This window comes from Blastococcus sp. SYSU DS0973, from assembly GCF_054051055.1.
Window position 1 is genome coordinate 498,141 of record NZ_JBJHAN010000002.1, and the last position, 23,853, is coordinate 521,993.

The following is a 23,853-nucleotide window of genomic DNA, read 5'->3' on the forward strand; positions in this document are numbered from 1 at the left end:
GGCGCCGCGACTCGACCCGGTCGGGACCCGACCCGGCCGGGACCCCGCTCGGCGTCGGCGCCGGGCCCGCTGGCGGGATGGTGGTCGCGCGGCGGCCGGGAAAGGTCCTGTGACGGCCTGGTGAACAGCAGGGTGGCACGCTGGTGCGGGCGTTCCGGCTGGTCGACAGTGTGGGCGTGAGACCTGACGCCCGCGCCTGGTTCGCCGACCGCACCACCGCCGCGCGCTCCCTCGCGCAGCTCGATCCGGTCGCCCTGTTGCAGGCCAAGCGCCACGCGGGCCACCGGGTCAGCGTCGTCCTGCCCGCCCGCAACGAGGAGGCGACGGTCGGCCGGCTCGTCGCCGACCTGCACGCCCGCTGGGTGCGCGAGGTGCCCCTGGTCGACGAGCTCGTGGTCGTGGACTCCGACAGCACCGATGCCACCGCCGCCGTCGCCCGGGCCGCCGGCGCCGACGTCGTCGCCACCACCGACCTGCTCCCCGGCCACGGCACCCGCCGCGGCAAGGGGGAGGCGCTCTGGAAGTCGCTGGCCGCCACCACCGGCGACCTCGTCGTCTTCCTCGATGCCGACCTGCTCGGCGACGTCGCCCACTACGTGCCCGGCCTGCTCGGCCCGCTGCTCACCGACCCGCAGGTCGACTACGTCAAGGGCTGCTACACCCGCCCCCTCCAGGTCGGCGGCGTGGAGCAGCCGGCCGGCGGGGGCCGGGTGACCGAGCTGACCGCCCGCCCGCTGCTCAACGCGCTGTGGCCCGAGCTCGCCGGCTTCGTCCAGCCCCTGGGCGGGGAGTACGCCGGCCGGCGCTCCGCCCTCGAGCAGGTGCCGTTCGTCTCCGCCTACGGGGTGGAGGTCGGCCTGCTCGTCGACCTGCTGCGGCGGGGCGGGCTCTCCTCGCTCGCCCAGGTGGACCTCGGCGAGCGCCGGCACACATCGCAGAGCGTCGAGGCGCTCGGCGAGATGGCCGGGCAGGTCGTCGCGACCGTGCTCGCCCGCGCCGCTGCCGAGCGCGAGCCGAGCGGGCTGCTCACCCAGTTCCGGCACGACGGCGCGGGTTTCGTGCCCCGTACCAGCGCCGTCGCCGTCGACGAGCGCCCGCCGATGGCCACCGTCCCCGAGTACCGCGCCCGCCTCGCCGGCTGACCGCTCGCACCCTCGGTCGCGGAGCCCGCCGCGAGCGGGGATGATCCCCGCGTGCCGCTCGACCGTCCCGCCCGTCGTCCCTCCCGTCCGCACCGGTGAGCGGGCCCGAGGTCGTCGCCCACCGCGGGGCCACCGCGGAGGCGCCCGAGCACACGCTGGCCGCGTACCGGAACGCAGCCGTCCTCGGCGCCGACGCGGTGGAGTGCGACGTCCGGATGACCCGCGACGGCGTGCTCGTCTGCGTCCACGACCGGCGGGTCCGGCACACCTCGAACGGCCGCGGCATCGTCTCCGCCCTGCACCTCGCCGAGCTGGAGCAGTTCCGCTTCGGCGCCCGGCGCGGCCGGCTGGACCGGTGGAAGGACGACACGATCACCGCCGTCACCGACGAGCCCGACGTCGAGAACGGTCTGGTGCTCACCCTGGACCGGTTGCTCGAGTACGTCACCGCGACGCCCGAGCCCGTCCGACTCGCCATCGAGACCAAGCACCCGACCCGGCACACCAACCGCGTGGAGCAGGAGCTGGTGCGGTCACTGCGCCGCTACGGCCTCCTGCAGGGCGACCGTCCGGCGGAGTGGAGCGGGAAGCCGGCGTTCCGGGTGATGAGCTTCTCCCAGCTCGCGGTGCGCCGCGTCCACGCGCTCGCCCCCGGCGTGCCCACCGTGCAGCTCATCGGGAAGCGGCTGCGCCCGGTGCGCACCGAGCTGCTGGCGGGCTCGATGAGCGCCGTCGGCCCGGGGCTGGCGCTGCTGCGCGCCGATCCGGGGTACGTGGCGGCGGCGCAGGCCGCCGGCAAGGAGGTCGTCGTGTGGACGGCGAACACGGCCGCCGACATCGACTTCCTGGTCGGCCTCGGCGTCGACGCGGTCATCACCGACCGGCCGGAGGAGGCGCTCCGCCGGCTGGGCCGCGGAACCACCCCCGCAGCCTGACGGCCGGCCGAGAGCGGGCAGCGACCGGCGGAGCCGCCACGAGCGTGAGGCTGCGGGCCGGGCGGTGCATCCGGAGACAGTCGGTCTCTGCTTACCGGGGTAAGCAGAGACCGACTGTCCGTGGGGCAGACCACCGGACCCCGGCGCGGGATCCGGTCAGCCGGCGGAGAGGTCCAGCCGGTCCAGCGCCGCCGCGAGGTCACCAGGGGTGTCGAAGACGTCGAGCGCACCGGCGTCGCGCAGTTCCTCGTCGCCGAACCCCCCGGACCGCACGACCAGCGCCGGCATCCCGGCCTTCCTCGCCGCCTCCACGTCGAAGACGGAGTCGCCGATCATCACGCTCGGCGCGTCCGCGGGCTCGCCCAACTTCTCCAGCGCCACCTCGAGCAGGTCGGGCGCGGGTTTGCTCGACTCGACGTCGTCGCTGGTGGTCCAGGCCTCGGCCAGGTCCCGCAGGTCGAGCAGGTCCAGCGAGTGGTCGACGTGCTTGGCCTTGCCCGAGCTGGCCAGCACCACGCGGTGACCGCGCTCGCGCAACGCCTGGACCAGCTCACGGGCACCGGGCAGCGGCGCCACCTCGTCGATCAGCCGGTCGAACTCCTCGGTCCACCGCTCGCGGGCCTGGTCGCCGATGCGCTCCTCGACGTCGTCGCCCCCGAGCGCGGCCGGCAGCCGGTCGCCGCCCATGCCGATCAGCCGGTGGATCCGCCAGACCGGGAACGTCTCCCCCAGCGACCGCAGGGCCCGGTACCAGGCCAGGGCGTGCTGGTAGTTGGTGTCGACGAGGGTGCCGTCGACGTCGAGGACGGCGATGCGCGGGGAGCTCATGCGCCACGGGCTGCCCACCGCCGCCGCGCCTGAACCCTGGGGTCAGCCGGAGTGGACGAGGAGGCCGCGGACCGTCTCGCCGGCCGCCTGGTCGCGGTAGCCCTGGTCGACCTCGTCGAGGGAGTACCGGCGGGTGATCAGCCGGTCGAGCTCCAGCCGGCCCTCCTCGTGCATCCGGGGGCGCAGTACCGGCAGTGCCCGCAGGCGGGCAGGAAGCTGGTGACGACGTGGTCGCCGGGGGCCACCCCGGTCACGCCGGCCCCGACGGCCTGGACGACGCCGGAGCCCTCGTGTCCGCCGACGATGGGGTACCGCCCGCCGGGGTTGGCGTGCCGCAGGTGCTCGTCGGAGTGGCAGAGCCCGGCGTCGGCCATCTCGACCAGCACCTCGCCCGGGCCGGGGTCGAGGACCTCCAACTCGACGATCTCGTACTCGGTCTCCGGCTCGCGCAGTACCGCAGCTCTCGTCCGCACCGGGCGGCTGCTCCTCGGGTCGTGGTCGGGCGCCGTCGGCATCGGAGCCGGGCTGACCACCGGTCATCGTGCCTGGCGGCTCCGGCGCTCAGGCGGCGACGGTCTCCCCGGCCGGCCGCAGCAGCGGCACCAGCACCTCGTCGACGAGGCATCCGATCTGCTCGGCGGCGAACGGCTCGGGCATCCGGTAGCGCTGCCACCAGAATGCCTCGAGCACCGAACTCAGCAGCCGCAGCCGCTCGAGCCGGACGCCCTCGCCCCGTCGCTGGGCGCGCGCGCCGATCTCCTGCACGGCCGCCTCCAGCGGCCGGACGAGCGCCTCGTCCAGGCCCGCGCGCAGCTCCTCGTCGTGCCGGGCCGCGCCGACCAGGCTCGCCACCGCCCGCTCCTCGCGGTTCAGCGGCTGCGACCAGCGTTCGGTGAGCAGCCCCAGCAGATCGGCGCGCATCGAGCCGCCGTCCTCGGGGAGCACCACCAGCTCCAACCGGCTCACCGCCGCGCGGGCGAGCGCCGCCATCGTGGGCCACCGGCGGTAGATGCCCGCCTTGCCCGCGCGGGCGCGGGCGGCGACGCGGTCGCTGTTGAGCCGCCCCCACCCCTCCTCGGCCAGGATGTCGACGGCCACGGCGAGCAGCTGCTCGGACAGCTCCGCACTGAGCGGCCGCCCCGGGGTGCCGCTCATGACATCGTTCCGTCCCGGCTCGTCGTATGCACCCGCACATACTTGCTGCTCAGCGGTGCGACCACAACGATTTGATGCCTTTGGGTTACAGCTACTTACCCGGGGCGGACCGGGTGGCCCGGCGGCGGCTGCCCTGCTCAGGCGCCTGCGGCGCTCTCCACGCGCACCTGGAGGGTGGCCCCGTCCGCGGACAGCCAGCCCTTGCCGCGGGCGCCGCCGATCATCGCGTCCCACCGGGTCGACCAGTTCTCCGCGCTCGCCCGCGGCTCCGCGGCCGCCCGCAGCGCGGCCACGTCGAGGACCGCGGTGTCCGCGTCCCGCAGCCGGCCCAGTCCGGAACGCTCGAGGGCCTCGGCGGCCTCCTCGTCGGTCACGGCGCCCAGTGCCAGGTGCAGCCGACCGAGGTCGTCGACGTCGACCACCCGCGCCTCCGGACGCTCGTCGGCGCCCGTCACCACCTCGACGATCATGCGGTCCTCCTCGTTCAGACGTGCCAGGGGAAACGGGTGAAGTCGGGGTCACGCTTCTCGAGGAAGGCGTCCCGGCCCTCGACGGCCTCCTCGGCCATGTAGGCCAGCCGCGTGGTCTCACCGGCGAACAGCTGCTGGCCGACCAGGCCGTCGTCGATCAGGTTGAAGGAGTACTTGAGCATCCGCTGCGCGGTGGGCGACTTCGCCACGATCGTCTTCCCCCACTCCAGGGCGGTGGCCTCGAGCTCCGCGTGCGGAACCACGCGATTGACCATGCCCATGGCGTGGGCGTCCGCGGCGGTGTACTCCTCGCCGAGGAAGAAGATCTCCCGGGCGAACTTCTGCCCGACCTGCCGCGCCAGGTACGCCGACCCGAAGCCGCCGTCGAAGCTGCCGACGTCGGCGTCGGTCTGCTTGAAGCGGGCGTGCTCGGCGCTGGCGAGCGTGAGGTCGGAGACGACGTGCAGGCTGTGCCCGCCACCGGCCGCCCACCCGGGGACGACGCAGATGACCACCTTGGGCATGAAGCGGATCAGCCGCTGGGCCTCCAGGATGTGCAGCCGGCCACTCGAGCCCTGCGCGTGCTCGTAGCCGTACTTCCCGCGCACCCGCTGGTCGCCACCGGAGCAGAACGCCCAGCCGCCGTCCTTCGGGCTGGGCCCGTTCCCGGTGAGAATCACGCAGCCGACGTCGGTGGACAGCCGGGCGTGCTCCAGGGCGGTGATCAGCTCGTCGACGCTCTGCGGCCGGAAGGCGTTGCGCACCTCGGGCCGGTCGAAGGCGATGCGGACGACGCCGGCGTCGACGGCCCGGTGGTAGGTGATGTCGGCGAAGTCGAAGCCCTCGACCGGCCGCCACGCGGAGCTGTCGAAGATCTCGGAGACGTCGTCGCGCGCGCTCATGCGCCGAACCTAACGCCCTCGCCGGGGGCCCTCGCGGCCGCCGGGTCACCGGCCGCCAGGGCGGACGCGGTCCCGCGGTGTGCGGTCCGGGATGCGCGGTGGCGGAACAGGGCCGGCTCCTTCGTCGTGGGGGGACGCAGCTCCGCCGGGGCGGGGCATCGGCACCGCCTGTGCCCCGCGCCACCCCGGTCTACGCGTCGTCGCCCGCGAGAAGTGGGCGGAGCCGGTCGAGGGAGGCGGCCAGGCCCGGGTGCAGCTGCACGGCGACGAGCCCGGCGAGGGGGACCCACGCCACGCCGTCGCTCTCGCCGTCCAGCCGGAGGTCCGACGCCTCGAACGGCCGCGCCGGCCGGGCCAGCACCGTCGTGTACGCCCAGCCGCCGTGGTCGTCGACCGATTGCGCGCCCAGGACGACGTCGCCGGGGGCGAGGCCGAGCTCCTCCCCCACCTCGCGCAGCGCACCGGCGGCCGGCGACTCGCCGGTGTGCAGCGCGCCACCCGGCGTCCCCCAGGTACCGCCGTGGTGGGACCACCAGGCCCGGTGCTGCAGCAGCAGCTCGACGCCGTCGGGGCCGTCGCGGTGGATGAGCAGGCCGGCGGCGCCCGCCCGCCCCCAGTGGCGGTGCCCATGGCTGCAGGCGGTCCAGCCGTCGGTCGAGGCGAGCACCCGCCCAGTGAACCCGGTCCCGCGGCCTCCCCGCGAGGCCAGGGGGTGTCCTGCGGGCCGTCGGTCTCTGCTCCCCCTGCGAAGCAGAGACCGACGTCCCGCGGGACTAGGTTGCAGGGAGGCATCCGCACGTCCGACGGAGGAATTGCGCGCATGAGCACCACCACCACCATGGCCGAGGTCCCCGGACTCGTCGGCACCCAGCTGGGCACCAGCGACTGGCACGAGGTCACCCAGGAGCACGTGAACCTCTTCGCCGACGCGACCGGCGACCACCAGTGGATCCACGTCGACGTCGAGCGCGCCAAGGCCGAGAGCCCCTTCGGCGGCCCGATCGCCCACGGCTACCTCACGCTGTCGCTGCTCGCCACGCTCTCGGGGCAGGTCCTCGCCGTCTCCGACACGGTGATGGCCGTCAACTACGGCCTGAACAAGGTGCGCTTCCCGTCCCCGGTGCCGGTCGGCTCCCGGGTGCGGCTCACCGCGACCGCGAAGTCGGTCGAGGAGGTGGCCGGCGGCCTGCAGGTGACGCTGGCCGCCGTCATCGAGCGCGAGGGCGGCGACAAGCCGGTCTGCATCGCCGAGCCGGTCTTCCGCTACTACCGCGGCTGATCCGCGCGTGCGGATCGCCGTCTTCACCGGGTCCCACGCCGGTCCGCCCGCGCACGCCGAGGCCGCCGCGGCCTTCGCCACCGGGCTGGCGAGGGCCGGCGTCGGGATCGTCTACGGCGGCGGGCACGTCGGGATGATGGGCGTGGTCGCCGACGCCGCGCTGGCCGCCGGCGGCGAGGTGGTCGGGGTCATCCCGCAGCACCTGGTCGACGACGAGCTGGCCCATCCGGGTCTGCCGCGGCTGGAGGTCGTGCACTCGATGCACGAGCGCAAGGCCCGCATGGCCGAGCTCTCCGACGCGTTCGTCGCGCTGCCCGGCGCGGCCGGCACGCTCGAGGAGCTGTTCGAGGCCTGGACGTGGGGGATGCTCGGGCTGCACGCCAAGCCCACCGCCCTGCTCGACGTCGACGGGTTCTGGCAGCCGCTGCTGGCCCAGCTGCGGCGCATGGTCGACGACGGCTACCTGGACGGCGCCCGGCTCGATGCGCTGGGCGTGGTGCAGGACGCGGGCGCGCTGCTGGAGTTCACCGAGGGTTACCGGCACCCAGCGCGGAAGTGGACCGCCCCGCCGCCGCCTTGATCGGCGGGGCGTGCGCCCGGCCGCCAGGCTGCCTAGCGTCGGGGCCGTGGAGCACTGGGACGTCGTCGTCGTCGGCGGGGGGCCGGCCGGCGCAGCCGCCGCACTGGCCGCCCGGCGGGCCCGCCCCTCGGCCCGCGTGCTGGTGCTCGACCGGGCCGACTTCCCCCGCGACAAGGTGTGCGGCGACGGCATCGCCGCGGAGGCGCTCGACGTCCTCGCCCGGCTCGGCGTGGATCCCACGACGGTCACCGACGGCTGTCCGGCCGTGCCCCGGCTGCGGCTGCGCTCCCCCGGCGGCGCGACGGTCGAGCGGGCCACCGCCCGGCCCTCGTACGTGATTCCCCGGGCGGTGCTCGACGCGCGGCTGATCGCGGCCGCCCAGGAGGCCGGGGCGGTGCTGCGCCGCCAGGTGGTCCGGTCCGTCGTGGTCCACCCCGACGCCGTCGAGGTGGACGGTTCCGTCACGGCCGGGGTCCTGATCGGCGCCGACGGCGCGGAGTCGGTGGTCCGCCGCGCCCTGGACGTCGGTCGCAACCGCCCCGACCAGCTGGCCGTCGCCATCCGGGGCTACGCACCCGAGCCGCCCGGGCAGCGCGGCGTCCAGGTCATCACCACGACCGAGCAGCGGTGGCCGGCCTACGCCTGGTCGTTCCCGCTCGGGGACGGGCGGGCCAACGTGGGGTACGGCGAGCTGGTCTCCGGCGGGGCCACGCGCGCCGCCCTCGTCGACGGGTTGCAGCGCCTGCTGCCCGGGGTGGTGGTCGACGAGCTCCGCGCGCACCGGCTGCCGCTGAGCACCGGCCGCCCGCGCCAGCCCGACGGCCGGGTCCTGCTGGCCGGCGACGCGGCGTCGCTGATCAACCCGCTCACCGGCGAGGGCATCTTCTACGCCGTCCTCTCCGGTGCGCTGGCCGGCGGGGCCGCCGGCTCCGGCGCGGACGCCGGTGCAGTCTACCGGCGGGCGCTGGCCGGCCGGCTCGGCCGCCACCTGAGGCACTCCTCCGTGGCGTCGGGTCTCAGCCGCTGGCCGGTGTTCATGGACGCGGTCTTCCGGGCCGCCGCGGCGTCCCAGCGGGTGTTCGACGACGTGGTGGTGCTGGGGCTGGCCGACGGCCGGCTGACCCTGCCGGCGCTGGCCGGCGCCGCCCGCCACCTGCGCCCGCCGGCGTCGGCGGAGGAGTAGAGCCCCGCGCCGGTCAGCGCAGCGCCGTCACCAGCGTGACCCCGGTGGATCCGGAGGTCTGGACGACGAACCCGAGCTCGGCGAGGGTGTCGGCGACCGCGGTGTTCATCAGCTCCTGCACCGCGGTCTGCGCCGACTCCCCACGGGAGCCCAGGACGCTCATCCGGTCGTGCGTCCGCCAGCTGACCAGCACACCGCAGGAGCCGGTCTCGGGCACCAGGCAGACGCCACCGGCCGAGGCACCCGAGGCGGCGTCGTACAGCGGCATCCCCGCCTCGGCCAGCGCCGCGGCGACCTCCACCACCAGGGTGGTCAGCGGGTCGGTGTCGGTGAGCAGCGCGTCCCAGTCCTCGGGCAGCCGGTCCAGCTGGTCGCCGAGCTCGGCCAGCCACGCCTGGTCGGCCGGGGTGGGCCGGGGAGCGACGGTCCCGTCGGGGCGCGGAAGGCCGAAGACGGCGACGGCGACGGGGGGCAGGCCGCCGGCGAGGGCGGCCCACTCGGCGTCGATCCGGTCGTCGAACGGGCCGGCCAGCACCCGCGCCGCGTCGTCGACCATCAGCCACCCGAGCGCGGGGGCCGCCGGGGCGGCGGGCGCGGACGCCGGGGCGGCGGCCGCGGTCGCCGGCACCGGCTCGGCGGCGAGGACGACCGACTCCCGGCGGGCCGGCGGCTGCGCGCTCCCGCCGGCGTGGGCTGCGGCCCGGCGCCCCGCCGGGTGGGTGCCGGCGGTGCGGGCGGCCGAGCGCTGCGCGCTCTGCTGCGCCCCGGCGCGCGCGTACTCGTAGCGGGCGGTGGAGCTGGCGCCCAGGGCGACCACCACAGCGGTGCAGAGGAGGAATCCGACAACCGCGACGGTCGGCCACAGCAGCATCGCGTCCATGATCACGTGGGTGCTCCTCGGTGCGTTCGCGCGGCGGGGAAGTACCGCGGTCAGGAGCGAAGCTACGTCGCCGCACCGGCGCGGACGGCCGGTTCCGGGACATCCCGGAACCGGCCGTCACCCGATCGTTGCGACCGGCCCCCGCGGCGCCCGGTGACCCCTTCCCCGCGACACCGCCATGTCGACAAGTGCTGCCCTGACCAGCGCGGACGCGCCTTCGCGTGCGTGCGGTCATCCCCGTACGGCGGGCTCGCCCGGCATGTCGGGACGGGTGCCGCGGGCGGGTCCGGCCCCCGGCCTACGGGCTCTGTGCGACCAGCCGGATCCCGAAGCCGAGCAGCGCGGCCGCCGTGACCGCATCGAGCGATCGGCGCACTCGGCGACGGCCGAGGACATGCCGGGCCCGGTGCAGTCCGGCGACCAGGAGCAGCAGGTACAGCAACGTCAGCGCCGCGTGCGTGAGGGACAGCGTGCCCATCGCGACGGGTCCGGAGTGCGGGCCGAGGAACTGCGGGAGCACCGCGAGGTAGAAGACGAGCACCTTCGGGTTGGTGATGTTGACCAGGAAGCCCTCCCGCCAGCCGGACGACGCGGCCCGGCTCGGAGCGGTGGTCCCGTGGTCGAGGGGCGGGTACGTCGCGACGACCGCCGACCGGATCGCCTGGGCGGCCAGCAGGAGCAGGTAGGCGATGCCCGCCCAGGTGATCGCCCGGAACAGCGGCTGCGCATGGGTGATCGCCGCACCGAGGCCCGCGACGGCGGCGATGCCCTGCACTGCGGCTGCGCCGGCGACGCCGACCGAGCACCACGCTCCTCGCCGACGGCCGCCCGCCACGGCGTTCTTGACGACCACGGCGAAGTCCGGCCCGGGGATGACGACGAGGACCACGGCGACGACGAGGAAGGAGGCGTAGGCGGGCCAGGTCACGACCGGAGCGTTCCACGTCCTCGGGTCCCCGCCGGTGGCCGGGAACGCCGGGACGGCCTCCCCCACCGTCCGGCGGGGCTATCCCTACGAGAGCGGAGGGCGTGGGATTCGAACCCACGAAGAGGGATTACCTCTTAGCGGTTTTCAAGACCGCCGCCATCGGCCACTAGGCGAGCCCTCCTGGCGCCGTCGAGGCTAGTGCCTGCGCGGCCGCCGGTCGCGCGGAGCGTCTGCCCGGCCGCCGCCGCACCCGACGCGGGCGCCTGGCGGGCGGAGGGCCAGCATGGAGTCATGGCACCGGGCACCGAGGCGCACCAGGTTCCGCGAACCCGACCGGTCTGGCGGCTCGCGCTGCCCGCCGTCGTCCTGGTCCTCGTGGCGCTCTGCCTGCGTGCCCCCTTCACCGCCGTCGGCCCGCTGCTGGGCGAGCTCGGCAACGAGTTGTCGCTCTCCACGGGCGCGCTCGCCGTCGTCACCGCCCTGCCGCTGGTGTGCTTCGGGCTGGTCTCCCCGTTCGCCCCGGCGCTGGCCGCGCGGTTCGGCGTGCACCGGGCCGTGCTGCTGGGCGTCGTCGCCCTGACCGTCGGCATCCTGCTGCGCCTGGTCGGGGCGCCCGGGCTGTACGTCGGCACCGTGCTCCTCACCGGTGGCATCGCCGTGGCCAACGTGCTGCTTCCCGCGGCGGCGCGCGCGGAGTACGGCAACCGCAGCGCCCTCGTGCTCGGCGTGATCACCGCCTGCATGGCCGCCTCGGCCAGCATCGGCGCGGGCCTCGCCCAGCCGCTGGCCGGCGCCGCCGGCAGCGCCCTGGCCGGTCTGCTGCTCTGGGGCGTGCCGGTGCTGGCGGCGCTGGTCGCCATGGCCGCCCTCACCCGGGCACGGCGGGACCTGCCGCGGCCGGCCGCCGCTCCCCAGGGTGCCCGGACCGCCGTGCTGCGCGACCGCGTGGCCCTCGCGGTGACGCTCTTCTTCGGGCTCCAGTCGCTCGCCTTCTACACGATGCTCACCTGGCTGGCGGACGTGCTGGAGGCGGAGTCCGGCGTCTCCCCCGTGGCCGCCGGTGGTCTGCTGGCGCTCGCGGCGGCGGTGGGGCTGCCCGCCTCGCTCGTCGTCCCGCCGCTGGCCGCCCGCCGCCCCGGCCAGCAGGGGTGGGTGCTGCTCGGCACGCTGCCGGTGCTGGCGGCCATCACCGGGCTCCTGGTCGCCCCGGCGGCGGCGCCGTTGCTGTGGGTGCTCCTCTTCGGGCTCGGCACCGGCTCGGCGTTCCCGCTGGCGATGACGCTGATCCTGCAGCGCACCCGCGACGTCGCCCAGACCGGCCGGCTGTCCGCGGCGGCACAGAGCGTGGGGTACCTGCTCGCCGCCACCGGCCCACTCGGTGTCGGCCTGCTGCACGAGGCGACCGACGCCTGGACCCCGGGGCTGGTGCTGCTCCTGGTCGTCGTGCTCGCGCAGCTCGCCGTCGGGCTCGCCGCCGCCCGCCCCCGCCTGGTCGGCGCGGAGGTCTGAGCCCCACCCCGGCCTGTTGATCGGTCAGGGGTCGGCGGTGACGCCCTCGGGGGTCCGCGTCACCGGGGTGCCGACGACGCCGTGCAGGTGGCACGCGGCCAGCTGACCGGGCGCCCCGGCCGGCTGCAGCGCGGGGTCGACGTCGTCGCAGGGCTCGAAGACGTACGGGCAGCGGGTGCGGAACCGGCAGCCGCTGGGAACGGCCGACGGCGAGGGGACGTCGCCGGTCAGGACGATCCGCTGCCGCGCCCGCTCCTTCGCCGGGTGCGGCACCGGGACCGCCGACAGCAGCGCCTGCGTGTAGGGCATCTGCGGATCGCTGCCCACGGCCGCCGCCGGGCCGATCTCCACGACCCGGCCCAGGTACATGACCGCGATCCGGTCGGAGATGTGCCGGACGGCGGACAGGTCGTGGGAGATGAACAGCAGCGTGAGCCCCAGCTGCCGCTGCAGGCGGCGCAGCAGGTTGAGCACCTGGGCCTGCACGCTGACGTCGAGGGAGGCGATCGCCTCGTCGCAGACCAGGAAGTCCGGCTCCCCCGCCAGCGCCCGCGCGATGCCGACGCGCTGCCGCTGGCCGCCGGAGAACTCGTGGGGATAGCGGCCGGCCACCACCGGGTCCAGGCCGACCAGCTCGAGCAGCTCCCCGACCCGGGCGGCGCGCTCCTGCCTGCCCGACCGCAGGCCGTGCACCTCCAGCGGCTCGCTGACCGTCTGCGCCACGGTGCGGCGCGGGTCGAGCGAGGCGAAGGGGTCCTGGAACACCATCCCGGCCCGGCGGCGCATCTCCTTGAGGCCGCGGCGGTCCAGCGAGGTGACGTCGGTGCCGTCGAAGGTGACCGTGCCCCCGGTGGGCGGGATCAGGCGCAGCAGCGCGTTGCCCAGCGTGGACTTCCCACAACCGGACTCACCGACCAGGCCGAGCGTCTCACCGCGCAGGATGTCCAGGTCGACCCCGTCCACCGCGCGCAGCACACCGCCCGGCGCCCGCCGGAGGCCGCCGCCCCCGACGGGGAAGTGCACCTCCAGCCCACGGGCGGAGACCAGCACGTCCTCGCTCATCCCCTGCTCCCCCCGTCCGCCGTCTCGGCGCACCAGGTCGCCGCGCGGTGCGGCAACCCGGCGCCGTCGGTGGCGCCGTCGCCCGGATACGCGCCGGACGCCGTGGCTCCCGCCGGCCCGCCCGCAGCGGCGCGGGAGACGACGGCCAGCGGCGGCTGCTCGGTCTCGCACCGCGGGTCCGAGCGCACCGGGCACCGCGGCCAGAAGACGCAGCCCGGCGGCAGGTCGGTGGGCGGGGGCGGCAGGCCGGGGACGGCGGTCAGCTCGGGCACCTCGCCGTCGGGGCCCACCGGCGCGGCGAGGTCGGGCAGCGAGCCCAGCAGCCCGCGGGTGTACGGGTGCGCCGGGTGCTCGAGGACGTCGTCGACCGTGCCGTCCTCCACGCAGCGCCCGCCGTACATGACCAGCACCCGGTCGGCGATGCCCGCGACGACGCCGAGGTCGTGGGTGATCCAGATGACGCCGGTGCCGTGCTCGGCCTGCAGCTTCCCGACCAGGTCGATGATCTGCGCCTGCACGGTGACGTCCAGCGCCGTCGTCGCCTCGTCGGCGATGAGCAGCGACGGCGAGTTGCTCAGCGCGATGGCGATGACGACCCGCTGGCGCATCCCGCCGGACAGCTCGTGCGGGTAGCGGTCCAGCGCCCGCTCGGGGTCGGGCAGCCCCACCTCGCGGAGCAGCTCCGCGGCCCGGGCCCGGGCGTCGGACTTGGAGACGTCGCCGTGCGCCCGGATGCCCTCGACCAGCTGACGGCCGATGGTGAGCACCGGGTTCAGCGACGTCATCGGGTCCTGGAACACCATGCCGGCACCGGGGCCGCGCACCTGGCGCAGCCGGTCCGGCGACATGGTCAGCAGGTCCTCGCCCTGCAGCAGCGCCCGGCCGGTCACCGTCGCCACCCGCGCGGGCAGCAGGCCCAGGAGGGCCAGCACCGAGACGCTCTTGCCGCTGCCGGACTCCCCGACGACGGCGACGGTCTCCCCCGCGCCGACGGTGTAGCTCAGCCCGTTGACGACGTCGGCCGGGCCGCGCGGGGTGCGCAGCCGCACCCGCAGGTCCGATACCTCCAGCACCGGCTCGCCGGCCGGCCGGCCGCCGCTCACTTGCCACCCCCGGCCATCAGCGTGCGCTGCCTCGGGTCGAGCGCGTCGCGGAGCCCGTCACCGAGCAGGTTGAAGCAGAGCACGGTCAGGAAGATCGCCATGCCCGGGAAGAACGCCAGCCACCAGGCCAGCTCGATGTACCCACGCCCCTCGGCCAGCATCAGCCCCCACGACGGGTTCGGCGGCTGGGTGCCCAGGCCGAGGAACGACAGCGCCGCCTCGGCGAGCACGGCGAAGGCCAGGCTGATCGAGGTCTGCACGATGATCGGCGGCGCGGCGTTCGGGAGGATGTGCCGGGTCAGGATCCGCCAGTCCGAGGCGCCCACGGACCGGGACGCCCGCACGTAGACCTCCTCGCGCACGCCGAGGACGCTGGCGCGGGTGACGCGGGCGAAGATCGGCGTGTAGACGATGCCGATCGCCAGCGCGGTGTTGCCCGATCCGGGCCCCCGGACGGCGAGGACGGCGATCGCCAGCAGCACCGCCGGGAACGCGAACAGCATGTCCATGACCCGCATGAGGACGTCGTCGACCCACCTGCCGTAGTAGCCGGCGAGCAGGCCGATCATCGTGCCGACGACCAGCGCGAAGCCGACCGCCAGGAAGCCGACCCTCAGCGACACCGAGGCGCCGAGGATGACCCGGCTGAGGATGTCCCGGCCGAGGTCGTCGGTGCCGAACGGGTGCTCCCAGCTGGGCGACTGCAGCCGGTCGGCCACCTCGATGTCGTTGGCCCCGTCGGGCGCGATGGCGTCGTCGAAGATCGCCACCACCACGATCAGCAGCAGCACCACCGACGCGATGGCCGCCGTCGGGTTGTGCGCCAGCAGGCTGAGCGTCTCCCGCCAGCGCGGGCGGGCCGGCCGCAACGTCGCCGGCCCCGACCGGGACTCCCGCTGCGGCGATCCACCCGGGGGCTCCTCGGGGGTCTCCGGGCGGCGCTCGCCCCCCGGCTCCTGGTAGGGCGGCGGGCCCGGTGTCGGCTGGATGCTCATCGGCGGATTCGCGGGTCGATGGCGGTGTAGAGCAGGTCGACGACGAGGTTGATCACCAGGAAGACGACCGCGAACAGCAGGATCGCGCCCTGCAGCACCGGGTAGTCGCGGGCCTGCACCGCCTGTAGCGCGAGCTGCCCCAGCCCCGGCCAGGAGAAGACGATCTCCACGACCACGACCCCGGAGAGCAGGTAGGCCAGCTGCACGCCGGTCACCGTGACCAGCGGCAGCAAGGCGTTGCGCAGTACGTGCCAGGTGAACACCTGCCGGGTGGGCAGCCCCTTGGCCTGCGCCGTCCGCACGTGGTCCGAGCCCAGCGCCTCGAGCATGCTGGACCGCACGAACCGGGTGATGACCGAGCCGGAGACCACCCCGGTCACCAGCGCGGGCATGAGCAGGCGCTGGAGCCAGGCGCCCGGGTCCTCGGTCAGCGGCACGTAGCCACCCGACGGCAGCCAGCCCAGCGTCCCGGCGAAGATCAGGATGAGCACGATGCCCATCCAGAAGTCGGGCACCGAGATGCCGAACTGGCTGACCACCGTGGCGACGCGGTCGATGATCGACCGCGGCCGCAGCGCCGAGATCGTGCCGAGCGGGACCGCGATGAGCAGCGCGACCAGGATCGAGGCGAACGCCAGCGTCAGCGTGGCCGGCAGCCGCTCGGCGATCTGCGAGGTCACCGTCTCGCCGCTGCGGAAGCTCACGCCCAGGTCGCCGGTCAGCGCCCGGCCGAACCAGGTGAAGAACTGCTCGATCAGCGGCTGGTCCAGCCCCGAACGCTCGCGCAGCGCGTCGTAGCTCTCCTGGGAGAACCGCGTGCCCAGCGCGAGGCGCACCGGATCGCCCGGTACGAGGTGCACCAGGCCGAACACGATGACGCTCACCCCGGCGAGGACGACCGCGGACTGGCCGATCCGCCGGACCAGGTAACCGGTCAGGGCAGCTCCACGTTCTCGAAGTTGATCGCCTTGTCGGCGCGGATCTGGTACCCGCTGAGCCCCGGTGCCCACGCCTGCACGACGTCGGGGTTGTAGAGGTACAGGTAGGAGACGTCGTCGACGATGAGCTTCGCGGCCTGGTCGTAGAGGTCCTTGCGGGTGGCCTGGTCGGTCTCCGTCGCGGCCGCGTTCAGCAACCGGTCGACCTCCGGGTTGCTGTACCCCTGGTAGTTGCTGCCCCCGTCGGTGATGTGCTGGGCGTGGTAGAAGTCGAACGGGTCGATGTTGCCCAGCCAGCCGAGCATGAAGGCGTCGAAGTCGCCCTGCGCCTGCCGGTCGAGCCACGTGGCGAAGTCCACGGTCTGGACGTCGACGTCGACCCCGATCGGCTCGAGCTGGCTGGCGATCACCTGCGCGGCGGTGACGGTCTCGGGGAACTCGTCGGTGACCATCAGGCCCATCGTGATCGGCGTCTGGACGCCGGCCTCCTGCATGAGCGCCTGCGCCTCCTCGACGCTGGGCTCGAACGGCGCGTAGTCGTAGTGGTAGAAGCTGTCCTCGGGGATGGCGGTCTGGTTCGGCTGCGCCGCTCCGAAGCGAGCCGCCTCGGTGACCGCGCCGCGGTCGACCGCGGTCGCGATCGCCTGCCGCACCTGCGGGTTGCCGAAGGGCTCCCGGGCGTAGTTCATGCTCATGTACCAGTAGTCGACGCTCGGCGTGGTGGCCAGCTCCACGGCGTCGTCACCCTCGAGCGACTCGATCTGCTGCGGCGGGATGTTGTCGGTCCACTGCACCTCACCGTTCTGCAGCGCCGTCAGCGCCGCGGCCGGCTCGGTGATGTAGCGGAACTCGACGCCGCCGATGCTCGGCGCGCCACCCCAGTAGTCCTCGTAGGCGGCGAGCTCGGTGGTGCTGGCGTCCGAGCTCTCCAGCGTGAACGGGCCGGTGCCCACCGCCTCGGTGGTGAGGTCGAACTCCTCGGCCGCGCCCTCGGGCAGGATCGACATGCCCTTGAAGGCGCCGATCAGCGCCGGGAGGTTGGGCGTGGGCTGGCTGACGGTGATCTCGACGGTCTGCGGGTCGACGGCCTCGACGCTCTCGACGGTGGCGAACCGGTAGGCGTTGTTCAGCTCCTCGTCGATGATCCGGTTGTAGGAGTAGACGACGTCGGCGGCGTCGAACTCGCTGCCGTCGTGGAAGGTGACGCCCTCGCGGAGGTTGAACGTCCAGGTCAGGCCGTCCTCGCTGACCTCCCAGTCGGTCGCCAGGCTCGGCTCCATCGTCAGGTCCTCGGGGTTCGGGACGACGAGGGTGTCGTAGACGTTCTCCAGCACCTGGAAGCTCGGGTAGGCGCTCGTGACGTGCGGGTCGAACTGGTCGGGCTGCGCGCTCACCGCGGCCACGAGCACGTTGTCCCCGCCGCCGCCACCGCCCCCGGTGTCGACGCTTTCCCCACCCCCGCTGCACGCGGTCAGGGCCAGTGCGCCGACGGCGCCGAGGGACAGGAGACGGGTGGTGCGCACGGGAACCTCCGGGGTCTGGGCAGGTGGTGCAGCTCCGACCTTGACCCCGTCCCCGCCGGCCGACAACCCGAACAGCGCCCTGACCGGGATCGTTGCCTGTTCGAGACCTGCCCCGGCCCGCCAGACTGCCCCCGTGGAACTCACCTGCCGTCCCCGGACGCTGCGCCTGCGGAACACGTTCGCCATCGCCCGCTCGTCGGTGGACACCGAGGAGGTTCTCCTGGTCAAGGTCGACGACGGGAACGTGCGCGGGCACGGCGAGGGCGCCCCGGTGGGCTACTGGGGCGAGTCGGTGGCGGGGATGGCCGACGCCGTCGCCGCGGACGGGGCCGCCCTGCTCGGCGACGACCTGCGCGACCTGGAGGGCATCGCCCGCCGGCTGCGCGCCTGGGACGGGCCGCAGGGCGCGAAGATGGCGCTCGACGGCGCCGCGCACGACTGGGTCGGCCGCCGCTACGGCCGGCCGGTCTGGCGGCTGCTGGGCCTGGACGGGGTGCTCCCGCCGACCAGCTTCACCATCGGCATCGCCACGGTGGAGGAGACCGTCGCCCGCGTGCGGTGCGCGCCCGGGTTCGCCGTCTACAAGGTGAAGGTGGGCGGCCCCGACGACCTCGAGCGGCTGGAGGCGATCCGGTCGGTCACCGACGCCCGGCTGCGGATCGACGGCAACGAGGGCTGGACGCTCGACCAGGCCCGCGAGCTCACCCCCCGGTTGCGCGAGCTGGGCGTGGAGATGGTCGAGCAGCCGTTCCCCGCCGCCGACCTGGACTCGTTCGCCCGCTACCGCGAGCTGCCGGACCGGCTGCCGGTCTTCGTCGACGAGGGCTGCAAGGACCTCGCCTCGGTGGCCGGCATCGCAGGCTACGCCGACGGGATCGTGGTCAAGCTGGCCAAGTGCGGCGGCATCCGCGAGGCGCAGCGGATGCTGGCCGCCGCCGCCGCGCTGGACCTGCGGGTCATGATCGGCTGCATGATCGAATCCGAGCTCGGCATCGCGCAGGCCGCCCAGCTCGGTCCCCTGGCCGACCTGGTCGACCTGGACGGGCACCTGCTGGTGCAGGACCGGCCGTTCACCGGTCTTGGGCTCGCCGACGGGCGGGTGGTCCTCCCCGACGCGCCCGGCCTGGGGCTGGAGCCGGCCGAGGAGAAGCTGTGAGCGCCGAGCGGCTCGCCGTGCTGACCGGGGGCCAGCTCGCGGAGTCCTACGCCAAGACCGCCCACGGGGTGCTCCGGTACGGCACCCGCGAGGTGGTCTGCGTGATCGACGACGTGCACGCCGGCCGCCGGGCCGTGGACGTCGTCCCCTTCTGCGCCTCCCCCGCCCCCGTGGTCGCCGACGTCGCGGCCGCCCGGCAGCTCGGTGCGACGACGGTGCTCCTCGGCGTGGCACCGCTGGGCGGCCGGCTGACCGACGCGTGGCGGCGGGCGCTGCTCGGCGCACTGCAGCTGGGCCTGCACGTCGAGGCCGGGCTGCACACCGATCTGCGGGCCGATCCGGAGCTGGCGGCCGCCGCGCGGGCGGCGGGTGTCGGCATCCGGGACCTGCGGGCGGTACCGGCCGGTCTCGGCGTTCCGCTCGCCGAGCCGGTCGGGGCCCGGGTGGTGCACACAGTCGGCTCCGACTGCGCCATCGGGAAGATGAGCGTCGTGCTCGAGCTGGACCGGGCCGCCCGGGAGCGCGGCCTGGCCTCGGTCTTCGTGGCCACCGGCCAGACCGGGGTGGCGATCTCGGGCTGGGGCATGGCCGTCGACCACGTGATCTCCGACTTCGTCGCCGGCGCCGCCGACCGGCTGGTGCGCGAGGGGGCGGCCCGGGGCGACCTGCTCTGGCTGGAGGGCCAGGGCTCGATCCACCACCCGGCCTACTCGGGCGTGACGCTCGGCCTGCTGCACGGCTCCTCGGCCGACGCCCTGGTGCTGTGCCACCGCGCGGGGCGCACCGCGATCGCCGACTACCCGGCCGCCCCCCTGCCGCCGCTGGCCGAGATCGTGCGCGGCTACGAGCAGGCGGCCGGCTGGGTCCGCCCGGCACGGGTCGTCGCCGTCGCGCTCAACACCGCCGGCCTGGACGACGCGGCCGCCCGGGCCGCCGTCGAGGAGGCCGCTGCGGAGACCGGGTTGGTCACCGACGACGTCGTCCGCTTCGGTTCCGGCCGGGTGCTCGACACCGTGCTCGCCGCGCTCGACCGGGGGTGAGCCGGCTCAGCCGTCGACCGTCACGTCGTTCCACGGCAGCCGCGGCTCCACCCAGGGGAAGACGACGAGGAGCAACAGGGCGCAGACGGCGAGCACCAGCACGAGTGACTGCGCGGCCTTGAGGCCCCTGCCGCCGGACAGGTGCCGCCAGATCCAGCCGTACATGGGTCCTCCGGGGAGCTCGGGTCAGCTGTCGCGCAGCCCCGGCGGGCCGTCGGGCATCTCGGCCTTCGGGATGCCGGCACCGTCGAGCTGCGCGTGGACGATCAGCCGCTGCCTCGCGGGGAACCGCGGATGGCAGGTGGGGTCACCAACAGCTCACCGATGCCGCGGGCGACGCCACGCGCGCGGTTCCCGCGGGCGGACGGCGCCGCCGGCGGCCGGGGCGGCGGAGGCACGCGCTCGATGGGCTGCGTGTGCGTCATCTGCTCCCGTCCGTGCTCCAGCGGATCCGTGCGCACGGGTGCGCCCCGGGGACGGAGAGCACGACACCACGGCGCCCGGCGATCTCCGCGTACCGCCACGCCGGGCGCACGACGGCCGCGGCGGACTCGTGCACCCACTTCTGCAGCTCGAGCTGGTACTCGGCGAGGTCGAACGGGACGGCCGTGGAGGCGGACTCGACTATCGGAGGGGGCGGATCGTCGTGACGAGGTGCTCGGTGCCGGATCCCGCGTTGCGGACGGCGGCATCCCAGCCGCCGTCGGCCCGCGCCGTCGACAGCGTGACCGTCGAGGGCAGGAACAGCGGCTTGCGGAAGCCGACGTCGACGGTGAGCGCCTCCGGCAGCCGGTTGGCCACCGCGGCGAGCACCCGCGCCTTGACCCACATGCCGTGCGCGATCGCCCGCTTGAAGCCGAACGCCCTGGCGGTGAGGCCCGAGAGGTGGATCGGGTTCACGTCGCCGGAGACCGCGGCGTAGCGGCGACCGGCGTCGCCGGGGACCTGCCAGGTGGCGGCCACCCGGTCGAGGTTCCCCACGACGACCGTCACATCGGAATCCGGAGCGCCCGCGGGGGCCGTCGCTCCCCGCGCCAGGTACGTGGACCGGCCGCGCCAGACCTCCGCACCTCCGGCCGACACCGAGGCGCACAGGTCGACGGTGGCCCCGCTGCGGTGCGCGGCGAACCGCTCGGCCCACACCTCCAGGCCGAGCACCTCGCCGGTGCGCACCGGGCGCAGCACGTCGATCCGGTTGCGCACGTGCACCAGCCCGGGCAGCGCCAGCGGGAAGGACCGGTCGCTCATCAGCGCCGTCTGCAGCGGGAAGGTGAGCACGTGCGGGTACGTGACCGGGAGCGTGTCGGCGAGCGGAAACCGGCAGACGCGGGCGTAGGCGGCCAGGTTCGCCGGCTCCACGGTCACCCCGGTGCGCGCCAGCCGGGTGTCGGGCAGGTCGCCGCCCCGGCCGCGCGCGGTGAGCGCGGCCCGGGCGAACAGCGCCGCCATGTTCGGCGGCTGCTCCAGCACGGTGCGGGCCACCTCAGGCTCCCAGCATCGACTGGCCGCAGACGCGCACCGTCTGCCCGTTGACCCCCGCGCTGCCCGGCTGCGCGAGCCACGCGATCGTCTCGGCGACGTCGACCGGCAGCCCGCCCTGCTGCAGCGAGTTGATCCGCGATCCGATCTCCCGGGTGCCGAAGGGCATCTTCGCCGTCATCTCGGTGACGATGAAGCCCGGGGCGACGGCGTTGATCGTGGCGCCGCGGCCGGCGAACTCCGGCGCCCAGGCCCGCACCATGCCGATGACACCGGCCTTGCTGGCCGCGTAGTTGGTCTGCCCGCGGTTGCCGGCGATGCCCGACTGCGAGCTGACGCAGACCACCCGCGCGCCCGCGTTGAAGACGTCGGCGTCGAGCAGCGCCTGGGTGATGTCCAGCTGCGCCTGCAGGTTCACCGCCATGACGGAGTTCCAGCGCGCGGCGTCCATGTTGACCAGCAGCTTGTCGCGGGTGATCCCGGCGTTGTGGACCACGACGTCGACGCCACCGTGCCGCTCGCGCAGGTGCTCGACCAGCCGCTGCGGGGCGTCGGGAGCGGTGATGTCCAGCTGGAACGCCGTTCCGCCGATCTCGTTGGCCACCTCGGCCAGCGTGTCGCCGGCTGCCGGGACGTCGACGGCGACCACGTGGGCGCCGTCGCGGGCCATCACCCGGGCGATCGCAGCACCGATGCCCCGCGCCGCGCCGGTGACGACGGCGACCTTGCCGGCCAGCGGCTTCTCGCCGTCCTCCCCGGTGGGCACGTCGGCCGCCGAGAGGGTGAGGAGCTGCCCGTCGACGTAGGCCGACCGGCCGGAGAGGAAGAACCGCAGCGGGCTGCCCAGTGAGCCCTCCGCGCCCTCGGGGACGAAGACCGCGTTCGCCGTCGACCCGGCGCGGAGCTCCTTCGCGATGGAGCGGACCAGCCCGTCGACCGCCTGTCGGGCCGCTGCCTGGGCCGGGGAACCGGCGTCCGACGGCGGGTCGGTCAGGATCAGCACCCGGCCCGAGGGCCGCAGCCGCGTGATCGCCGGGGCGAGGAACTCGTGCGCGCCGGCCAGGTCGGCCGGGCCGGCCAGCCCGGTGGCGTCGAGGATCACCGCGCCGAGCTTCTCGCCGTCGGTCGAGCCGTCGGCAGCCATCGGGGACAGCACGGGGATCCCGGCGTCCCGGAGGACGGCCGAGACCGTGTCGTTGAGCCGGCCCGCACCGGCAGAGCCGACGACCGCCGGGCCCGGCAGCAGCGGCTGCCCGGGCTGGTAGCGGCGCAGCTCGGCCGGGCGCGGAAGTCCCAGCTGCTTGGTGATCGTGGTGCCGAGGCCGGAGTTGGCGAAGTTCGTGTACCAGTCAGCCACGAGGGGCTCCTTCCGAGATGGTGGGGGGCGGCGGAGCCGTCCGGTTCCCCACCGGAGGTGTGTGGGTCAGGACTCGAGGATGGCGACGACGCCCTGGCCGCCGGCGGCGCAGATGGAGATCAGGCCACGCTTGCCCGGACCCGCCTCGTGCAGCTGCTTGGCCAGCTGCGCCACGATGCGGCCGCCGGTCGCGGCGAACGGGTGGCCCGCGGCCAGCGACGAGCCGTTGACGTTGAGCTTGGCCCGGTCGATGGAGCCCAGCGGGGCGTCCAGCCCGAGCTTCTCCTTGCAGTAGCCCGGGTCCTCCCAGGCCTTCATGGTGGCGAGCACCGTGGAGGCGAACGCCTCGTGGATCTCGTAGAAGTCGAAGTCCTGCAAGGTCAGCCCGTTGCGGGCCAGCAGCACCGGCACGGCGTACACCGGCGCCATGAGCAGGCCCTCGCCGCCGTGCACGTAGTCGACGGCCGCGGTCTGCGCGTCGACCAGGTGGGCCAGCACCGGCAGCCCCTTGGCCTCGGCCCACTCGTCGGAGGCCAGCAGCACCGCCGACGCGCCGTCGGTCAGCGGCGTGGAGTTGCCCGCGGTCATGGTGGCGGCGGGGTCGCCCTTGCCGAACACCGGCTTGAGCTCCGCCAGCTTCTCCACGCTGGAGTCGGGCCGCAGGTTGTTGTCCCGGGCCAGCCCCAGGAACGGCGTCACCAGGTCGTCGAAGAAGCCGCGGTCGTAGGCGGCGGCCATGGACCGGTGCGAGCGGACGGCGAGCTCGTCCTGCTCCTCGCGGCCGATCTCCCACTCCTTGGCGGTGATCGCCGCGTGGTCGCCCATGGCCAGGCCGGTGCGCGGCTCGGCGTTGCGCGGGATCTCCGGCGCGATCATGCCCGGGCGGATCCGCGCCAGCGCCTTGAGCCGGTTCTGCACCGTCTTCGCGTTGTTCAGGGAGATGAGCACCCGGCGCAGGTCGTCGCTGACCGCGAGCGGGGCGTCGGAGGTGGTGTCGACGCCGCCGGCGATGCCGGACTCGATCTGCCCGAGGGCGATCTTGTTGGCGACGAGGATCGCCGCCTCCAGCCCGGTTCCGCAGGCCTGCTGCACGTCGTAGGCCGGTGTCGTGGGCGACAGCTTCGAGCCGAGCACCGCCTCGCGGGTCAGGTTGAAGTCGCGGGCGTGCTTGAGGACGGCACCGGCGACGACCTCGCCGACCGACTCGCCCTGCAGCCCGAACCGGGCGACCAGCCCGTCGAGCGTGGCGGTGAGCATGTCCTGGTTGGACGCCTGGGCGTACGCCGAATTGGACCGCGCGAACGGGATCCGGTTCCCGCCGACGATCGCCGCCTTACGGGTAGCAGGCTTCGCGTTCTCAGCCATGGGGACCTCCGGGGTCGGGGAAGTGGCCGGTACCAACAGTACCC

General features: G+C 74.7%; 26 protein-coding genes and 1 tRNA gene. 8 read left to right on the forward strand and 19 right to left on the reverse strand.

Features of this window, described 5'->3' with window-relative positions; translation table 11 throughout:
- Positions 1 to 176 precede the first annotated feature (176 nt).
- On the forward strand, positions 177 to 1,142 hold the full coding sequence (locus tag ACI791_RS06215) for a glucosyl-3-phosphoglycerate synthase (RefSeq protein ID WP_456585240.1): 966 nt from the start codon (positions 177 to 179) through the stop codon (positions 1,140 to 1,142).
- Between the two features lie 95 nt (positions 1,143 to 1,237).
- Complete coding sequence (locus tag ACI791_RS06220; protein WP_456585241.1) at positions 1,238 to 2,077, forward strand: glycerophosphodiester phosphodiesterase; 840 nt, start codon at positions 1,238 to 1,240, stop codon at positions 2,075 to 2,077.
- A 156-nt stretch (positions 2,078 to 2,233) separates the two neighbouring features.
- On the opposite strand, the gene ACI791_RS06225 is transcribed toward ACI791_RS06220, so the two are convergent.
- The 7 genes from ACI791_RS06225 to ACI791_RS06255 form a co-directional block, all read right to left on the reverse strand.
- Complete coding sequence (locus tag ACI791_RS06225; RefSeq protein WP_456585242.1) at positions 2,234 to 2,905, reverse strand: HAD family hydrolase; 672 nt, start codon at positions 2,903 to 2,905, stop codon at positions 2,234 to 2,236.
- Positions 2,906 to 2,947: 42 nt separating this feature from the next.
- Positions 2,948 to 3,079 carry a hypothetical protein gene (locus ACI791_RS06230; protein ID WP_456585243.1) on the reverse strand — a complete coding sequence of 44 codons (132 nt, stop codon included), beginning with the start codon at positions 3,077 to 3,079 and terminating at the stop codon, positions 2,948 to 2,950.
- Entirely contained in the window at positions 3,043 to 3,420 is a 378-nt protein-coding gene (locus ACI791_RS06235; protein ID WP_456585244.1) for an alcohol dehydrogenase catalytic domain-containing protein, read from the reverse strand. Before ACI791_RS06235 ends, ACI791_RS06230 begins: the two co-directional genes overlap by 37 nt.
- A gap of 46 nt (positions 3,421 to 3,466) precedes the next feature.
- Complete coding sequence (locus ACI791_RS06240) at positions 3,467 to 4,060, reverse strand: TetR-like C-terminal domain-containing protein (protein WP_456585245.1); 594 nt, start codon at positions 4,058 to 4,060, stop codon at positions 3,467 to 3,469.
- A gap of 137 nt (positions 4,061 to 4,197) precedes the next feature.
- The gene (locus ACI791_RS06245) at positions 4,198 to 4,530 is read right to left on the reverse strand and encodes a hypothetical protein (protein WP_456585246.1); all 333 of its coding nucleotides are present in this window, start codon (positions 4,528 to 4,530) and stop codon (positions 4,198 to 4,200) included.
- Between the two features lie 14 nt (positions 4,531 to 4,544).
- On the reverse strand, positions 4,545 to 5,432 hold the full coding sequence (locus ACI791_RS06250) for a 1,4-dihydroxy-2-naphthoyl-CoA synthase (RefSeq protein ID WP_456585247.1): 888 nt from the start codon (positions 5,430 to 5,432) through the stop codon (positions 4,545 to 4,547).
- Between the two features lie 190 nt (positions 5,433 to 5,622).
- The gene (locus ACI791_RS06255) at positions 5,623 to 6,099 is read right to left on the reverse strand and encodes an NUDIX domain-containing protein (protein ID WP_456585248.1); all 477 of its coding nucleotides are present in this window, start codon (positions 6,097 to 6,099) and stop codon (positions 5,623 to 5,625) included.
- A 153-nt stretch (positions 6,100 to 6,252) separates the two neighbouring features.
- On the opposite strand from ACI791_RS06255, the gene ACI791_RS06260 reads away from it, so the two are divergent.
- The 3 genes from ACI791_RS06260 to ACI791_RS06270 are packed head-to-tail and all read left to right on the forward strand — an operon-like array spanning position 6,253 to position 8,474.
- Entirely contained in the window at positions 6,253 to 6,711 is a 459-nt protein-coding gene (locus ACI791_RS06260; protein ID WP_456585249.1) for a MaoC family dehydratase, read from the forward strand.
- Positions 6,712 to 6,718: 7 nt separating this feature from the next.
- Positions 6,719 to 7,291, forward strand: a complete 573-nt coding sequence (locus tag ACI791_RS06265) for an LOG family protein (protein ID WP_456585250.1) — start codon at positions 6,719 to 6,721, stop codon at positions 7,289 to 7,291.
- 46 nt (positions 7,292 to 7,337) lie between these two features.
- On the forward strand, positions 7,338 to 8,474 hold the full coding sequence (locus ACI791_RS06270; protein WP_456585251.1) for a geranylgeranyl reductase family protein: 1,137 nt from the start codon (positions 7,338 to 7,340) through the stop codon (positions 8,472 to 8,474).
- A 13-nt stretch (positions 8,475 to 8,487) separates the two neighbouring features.
- Here the strand turns inward: ACI791_RS06270 and ACI791_RS06275 are convergent, their stop codons facing one another.
- The 3 genes from ACI791_RS06275 to ACI791_RS06285 form a co-directional block, all read right to left on the reverse strand.
- Entirely contained in the window at positions 8,488 to 9,354 is an 867-nt protein-coding gene (locus tag ACI791_RS06275; RefSeq protein WP_456585331.1) for a hypothetical protein, read from the reverse strand.
- A 298-nt stretch (positions 9,355 to 9,652) separates the two neighbouring features.
- The gene (locus ACI791_RS06280; RefSeq protein WP_456585252.1) at positions 9,653 to 10,282 is read right to left on the reverse strand and encodes a LysE family translocator; all 630 of its coding nucleotides are present in this window, start codon (positions 10,280 to 10,282) and stop codon (positions 9,653 to 9,655) included.
- Between the two features lie 93 nt (positions 10,283 to 10,375).
- A tRNA-Ser gene (locus ACI791_RS06285) sits at positions 10,376 to 10,463 on the reverse strand.
- Positions 10,464 to 10,573: 110 nt separating this feature from the next.
- On the opposite strand from ACI791_RS06285, the gene ACI791_RS06290 reads away from it, so the two are divergent.
- On the forward strand, positions 10,574 to 11,791 hold the full coding sequence (locus tag ACI791_RS06290) for an MFS transporter (RefSeq protein WP_456585253.1): 1,218 nt from the start codon (positions 10,574 to 10,576) through the stop codon (positions 11,789 to 11,791).
- A gap of 24 nt (positions 11,792 to 11,815) precedes the next feature.
- On the opposite strand, the gene ACI791_RS06295 is transcribed toward ACI791_RS06290, so the two are convergent.
- The 5 genes from ACI791_RS06295 to ACI791_RS06315 are packed head-to-tail and all read right to left on the reverse strand — an operon-like array spanning position 11,816 to position 17,412.
- Positions 11,816 to 12,853: an ABC transporter ATP-binding protein gene (locus tag ACI791_RS06295; protein ID WP_347058950.1), complete on the reverse strand. Its 1,038-nt coding sequence runs from the start codon at positions 12,851 to 12,853 to the stop codon at positions 11,816 to 11,818.
- A complete protein-coding gene (locus tag ACI791_RS06300) occupies positions 12,850 to 13,956 on the reverse strand; it encodes an ABC transporter ATP-binding protein (protein ID WP_456585254.1) in 1,107 nt (368 codons plus the stop codon). Before ACI791_RS06300 ends, ACI791_RS06295 begins: the two co-directional genes overlap by 4 nt.
- Complete coding sequence (locus ACI791_RS06305; RefSeq protein ID WP_456585255.1) at positions 13,953 to 14,951, reverse strand: ABC transporter permease; 999 nt, start codon at positions 14,949 to 14,951, stop codon at positions 13,953 to 13,955. The genes ACI791_RS06300 and ACI791_RS06305 overlap by 4 nt, the downstream gene beginning before the upstream one ends.
- Positions 14,948 to 15,889 (reverse strand): ABC transporter permease, encoded by a 942-nt coding sequence (locus tag ACI791_RS06310; RefSeq protein WP_456585332.1) that lies wholly within the window; start codon positions 15,887 to 15,889, stop codon positions 14,948 to 14,950. Before ACI791_RS06310 ends, ACI791_RS06305 begins: the two co-directional genes overlap by 4 nt.
- On the reverse strand, positions 15,886 to 17,412 hold the full coding sequence (locus ACI791_RS06315) for an ABC transporter substrate-binding protein (protein WP_456585256.1): 1,527 nt from the start codon (positions 17,410 to 17,412) through the stop codon (positions 15,886 to 15,888). The genes ACI791_RS06310 and ACI791_RS06315 overlap by 4 nt, the downstream gene beginning before the upstream one ends.
- Positions 17,413 to 17,545: 133 nt before the next feature.
- Here ACI791_RS06315 and ACI791_RS06320 point away from each other — a divergent pair, with 133 nt between their 5' ends.
- Together ACI791_RS06320 and ACI791_RS06325 are read left to right on the forward strand one after the other, a co-directional pair.
- Positions 17,546 to 18,568 (forward strand): dipeptide epimerase, encoded by a 1,023-nt coding sequence (locus ACI791_RS06320; RefSeq protein ID WP_456585257.1) that lies wholly within the window; start codon positions 17,546 to 17,548, stop codon positions 18,566 to 18,568.
- Complete coding sequence (locus tag ACI791_RS06325) at positions 18,565 to 19,608, forward strand: DUF1611 domain-containing protein (RefSeq protein WP_456585258.1); 1,044 nt, start codon at positions 18,565 to 18,567, stop codon at positions 19,606 to 19,608. Before ACI791_RS06320 ends, ACI791_RS06325 begins: the two co-directional genes overlap by 4 nt.
- Positions 19,609 to 19,614: 6 nt before the next feature.
- On the opposite strand, the gene ACI791_RS06330 is transcribed toward ACI791_RS06325, so the two are convergent.
- The 4 genes from ACI791_RS06330 to ACI791_RS06345 all read right to left on the reverse strand — a co-directional run bounded on the left by ACI791_RS06330 (position 19,615) and on the right by ACI791_RS06345 (position 23,809).
- Positions 19,615 to 19,773, reverse strand: coding sequence for a hypothetical protein (locus ACI791_RS06330; RefSeq protein WP_456585259.1), 159 nt, complete (start codon positions 19,771 to 19,773; stop codon positions 19,615 to 19,617).
- 459 nt (positions 19,774 to 20,232) lie between these two features.
- Complete coding sequence (locus ACI791_RS06335) at positions 20,233 to 21,090, reverse strand: MaoC family dehydratase (RefSeq protein ID WP_456585260.1); 858 nt, start codon at positions 21,088 to 21,090, stop codon at positions 20,233 to 20,235.
- A gap of 1 nt (position 21,091) precedes the next feature.
- On the reverse strand, positions 21,092 to 22,444 hold the full coding sequence (locus ACI791_RS06340) for a 3-oxoacyl-ACP reductase (protein ID WP_456585261.1): 1,353 nt from the start codon (positions 22,442 to 22,444) through the stop codon (positions 21,092 to 21,094).
- 66 nt (positions 22,445 to 22,510) lie between these two features.
- A complete protein-coding gene (locus ACI791_RS06345; protein WP_456585262.1) occupies positions 22,511 to 23,809 on the reverse strand; it encodes an acetyl-CoA C-acetyltransferase in 1,299 nt (432 codons plus the stop codon).
- Positions 23,810 to 23,853: the final 44 nt, after the last annotated feature.

What these genes read in the sequence shown, in the direction of transcription:
- ACI791_RS06225 (WP_456585242.1), bottom strand. Translation starts at nt 2,905, where the DNA reads ATGAGCTCCCCGCGCATCGCCGTCCTCGACGTCGACGGCACCCTCGTC.
- ACI791_RS06230 (WP_456585243.1), bottom strand. Translation starts at nt 3,079, where the DNA reads ATGCACGAGGAGGGCCGGCTGGAGCTCGACCGGCTGATCACCCGCCGG.
- ACI791_RS06235 (WP_456585244.1), bottom strand. Translation starts at nt 3,420, where the DNA reads ATGCCGACGGCGCCCGACCACGACCCGAGGAGCAGCCGCCCGGTGCGG.
- ACI791_RS06240 (WP_456585245.1), bottom strand. Translation starts at nt 4,060, where the DNA reads ATGAGCGGCACCCCGGGGCGGCCGCTCAGTGCGGAGCTGTCCGAGCAG.
- ACI791_RS06245 (WP_456585246.1), bottom strand. Translation starts at nt 4,530, where the DNA reads ATGATCGTCGAGGTGGTGACGGGCGCCGACGAGCGTCCGGAGGCGCGG.
- ACI791_RS06250 (WP_456585247.1), bottom strand. Translation starts at nt 5,432, where the DNA reads ATGAGCGCGCGCGACGACGTCTCCGAGATCTTCGACAGCTCCGCGTGG.
- ACI791_RS06260 (WP_456585249.1), top strand. Translation starts at nt 6,253, where the DNA reads ATGAGCACCACCACCACCATGGCCGAGGTCCCCGGACTCGTCGGCACC.
- ACI791_RS06275 (WP_456585331.1), bottom strand. Translation starts at nt 9,354, where the DNA reads ATGGACGCGATGCTGCTGTGGCCGACCGTCGCGGTTGTCGGATTCCTC.
- ACI791_RS06290 (WP_456585253.1), top strand. Translation starts at nt 10,574, where the DNA reads ATGGCACCGGGCACCGAGGCGCACCAGGTTCCGCGAACCCGACCGGTC.
- ACI791_RS06295 (WP_347058950.1), bottom strand. Translation starts at nt 12,853, where the DNA reads ATGAGCGAGGACGTGCTGGTCTCCGCCCGTGGGCTGGAGGTGCACTTC.
- ACI791_RS06305 (WP_456585255.1), bottom strand. Translation starts at nt 14,951, where the DNA reads ATGAGCATCCAGCCGACACCGGGCCCGCCGCCCTACCAGGAGCCGGGG.
- ACI791_RS06330 (WP_456585259.1), bottom strand. Translation starts at nt 19,773, where the DNA reads ATGTACGGCTGGATCTGGCGGCACCTGTCCGGCGGCAGGGGCCTCAAG.
- ACI791_RS06345 (WP_456585262.1), bottom strand. Translation starts at nt 23,809, where the DNA reads ATGGCTGAGAACGCGAAGCCTGCTACCCGTAAGGCGGCGATCGTCGGC.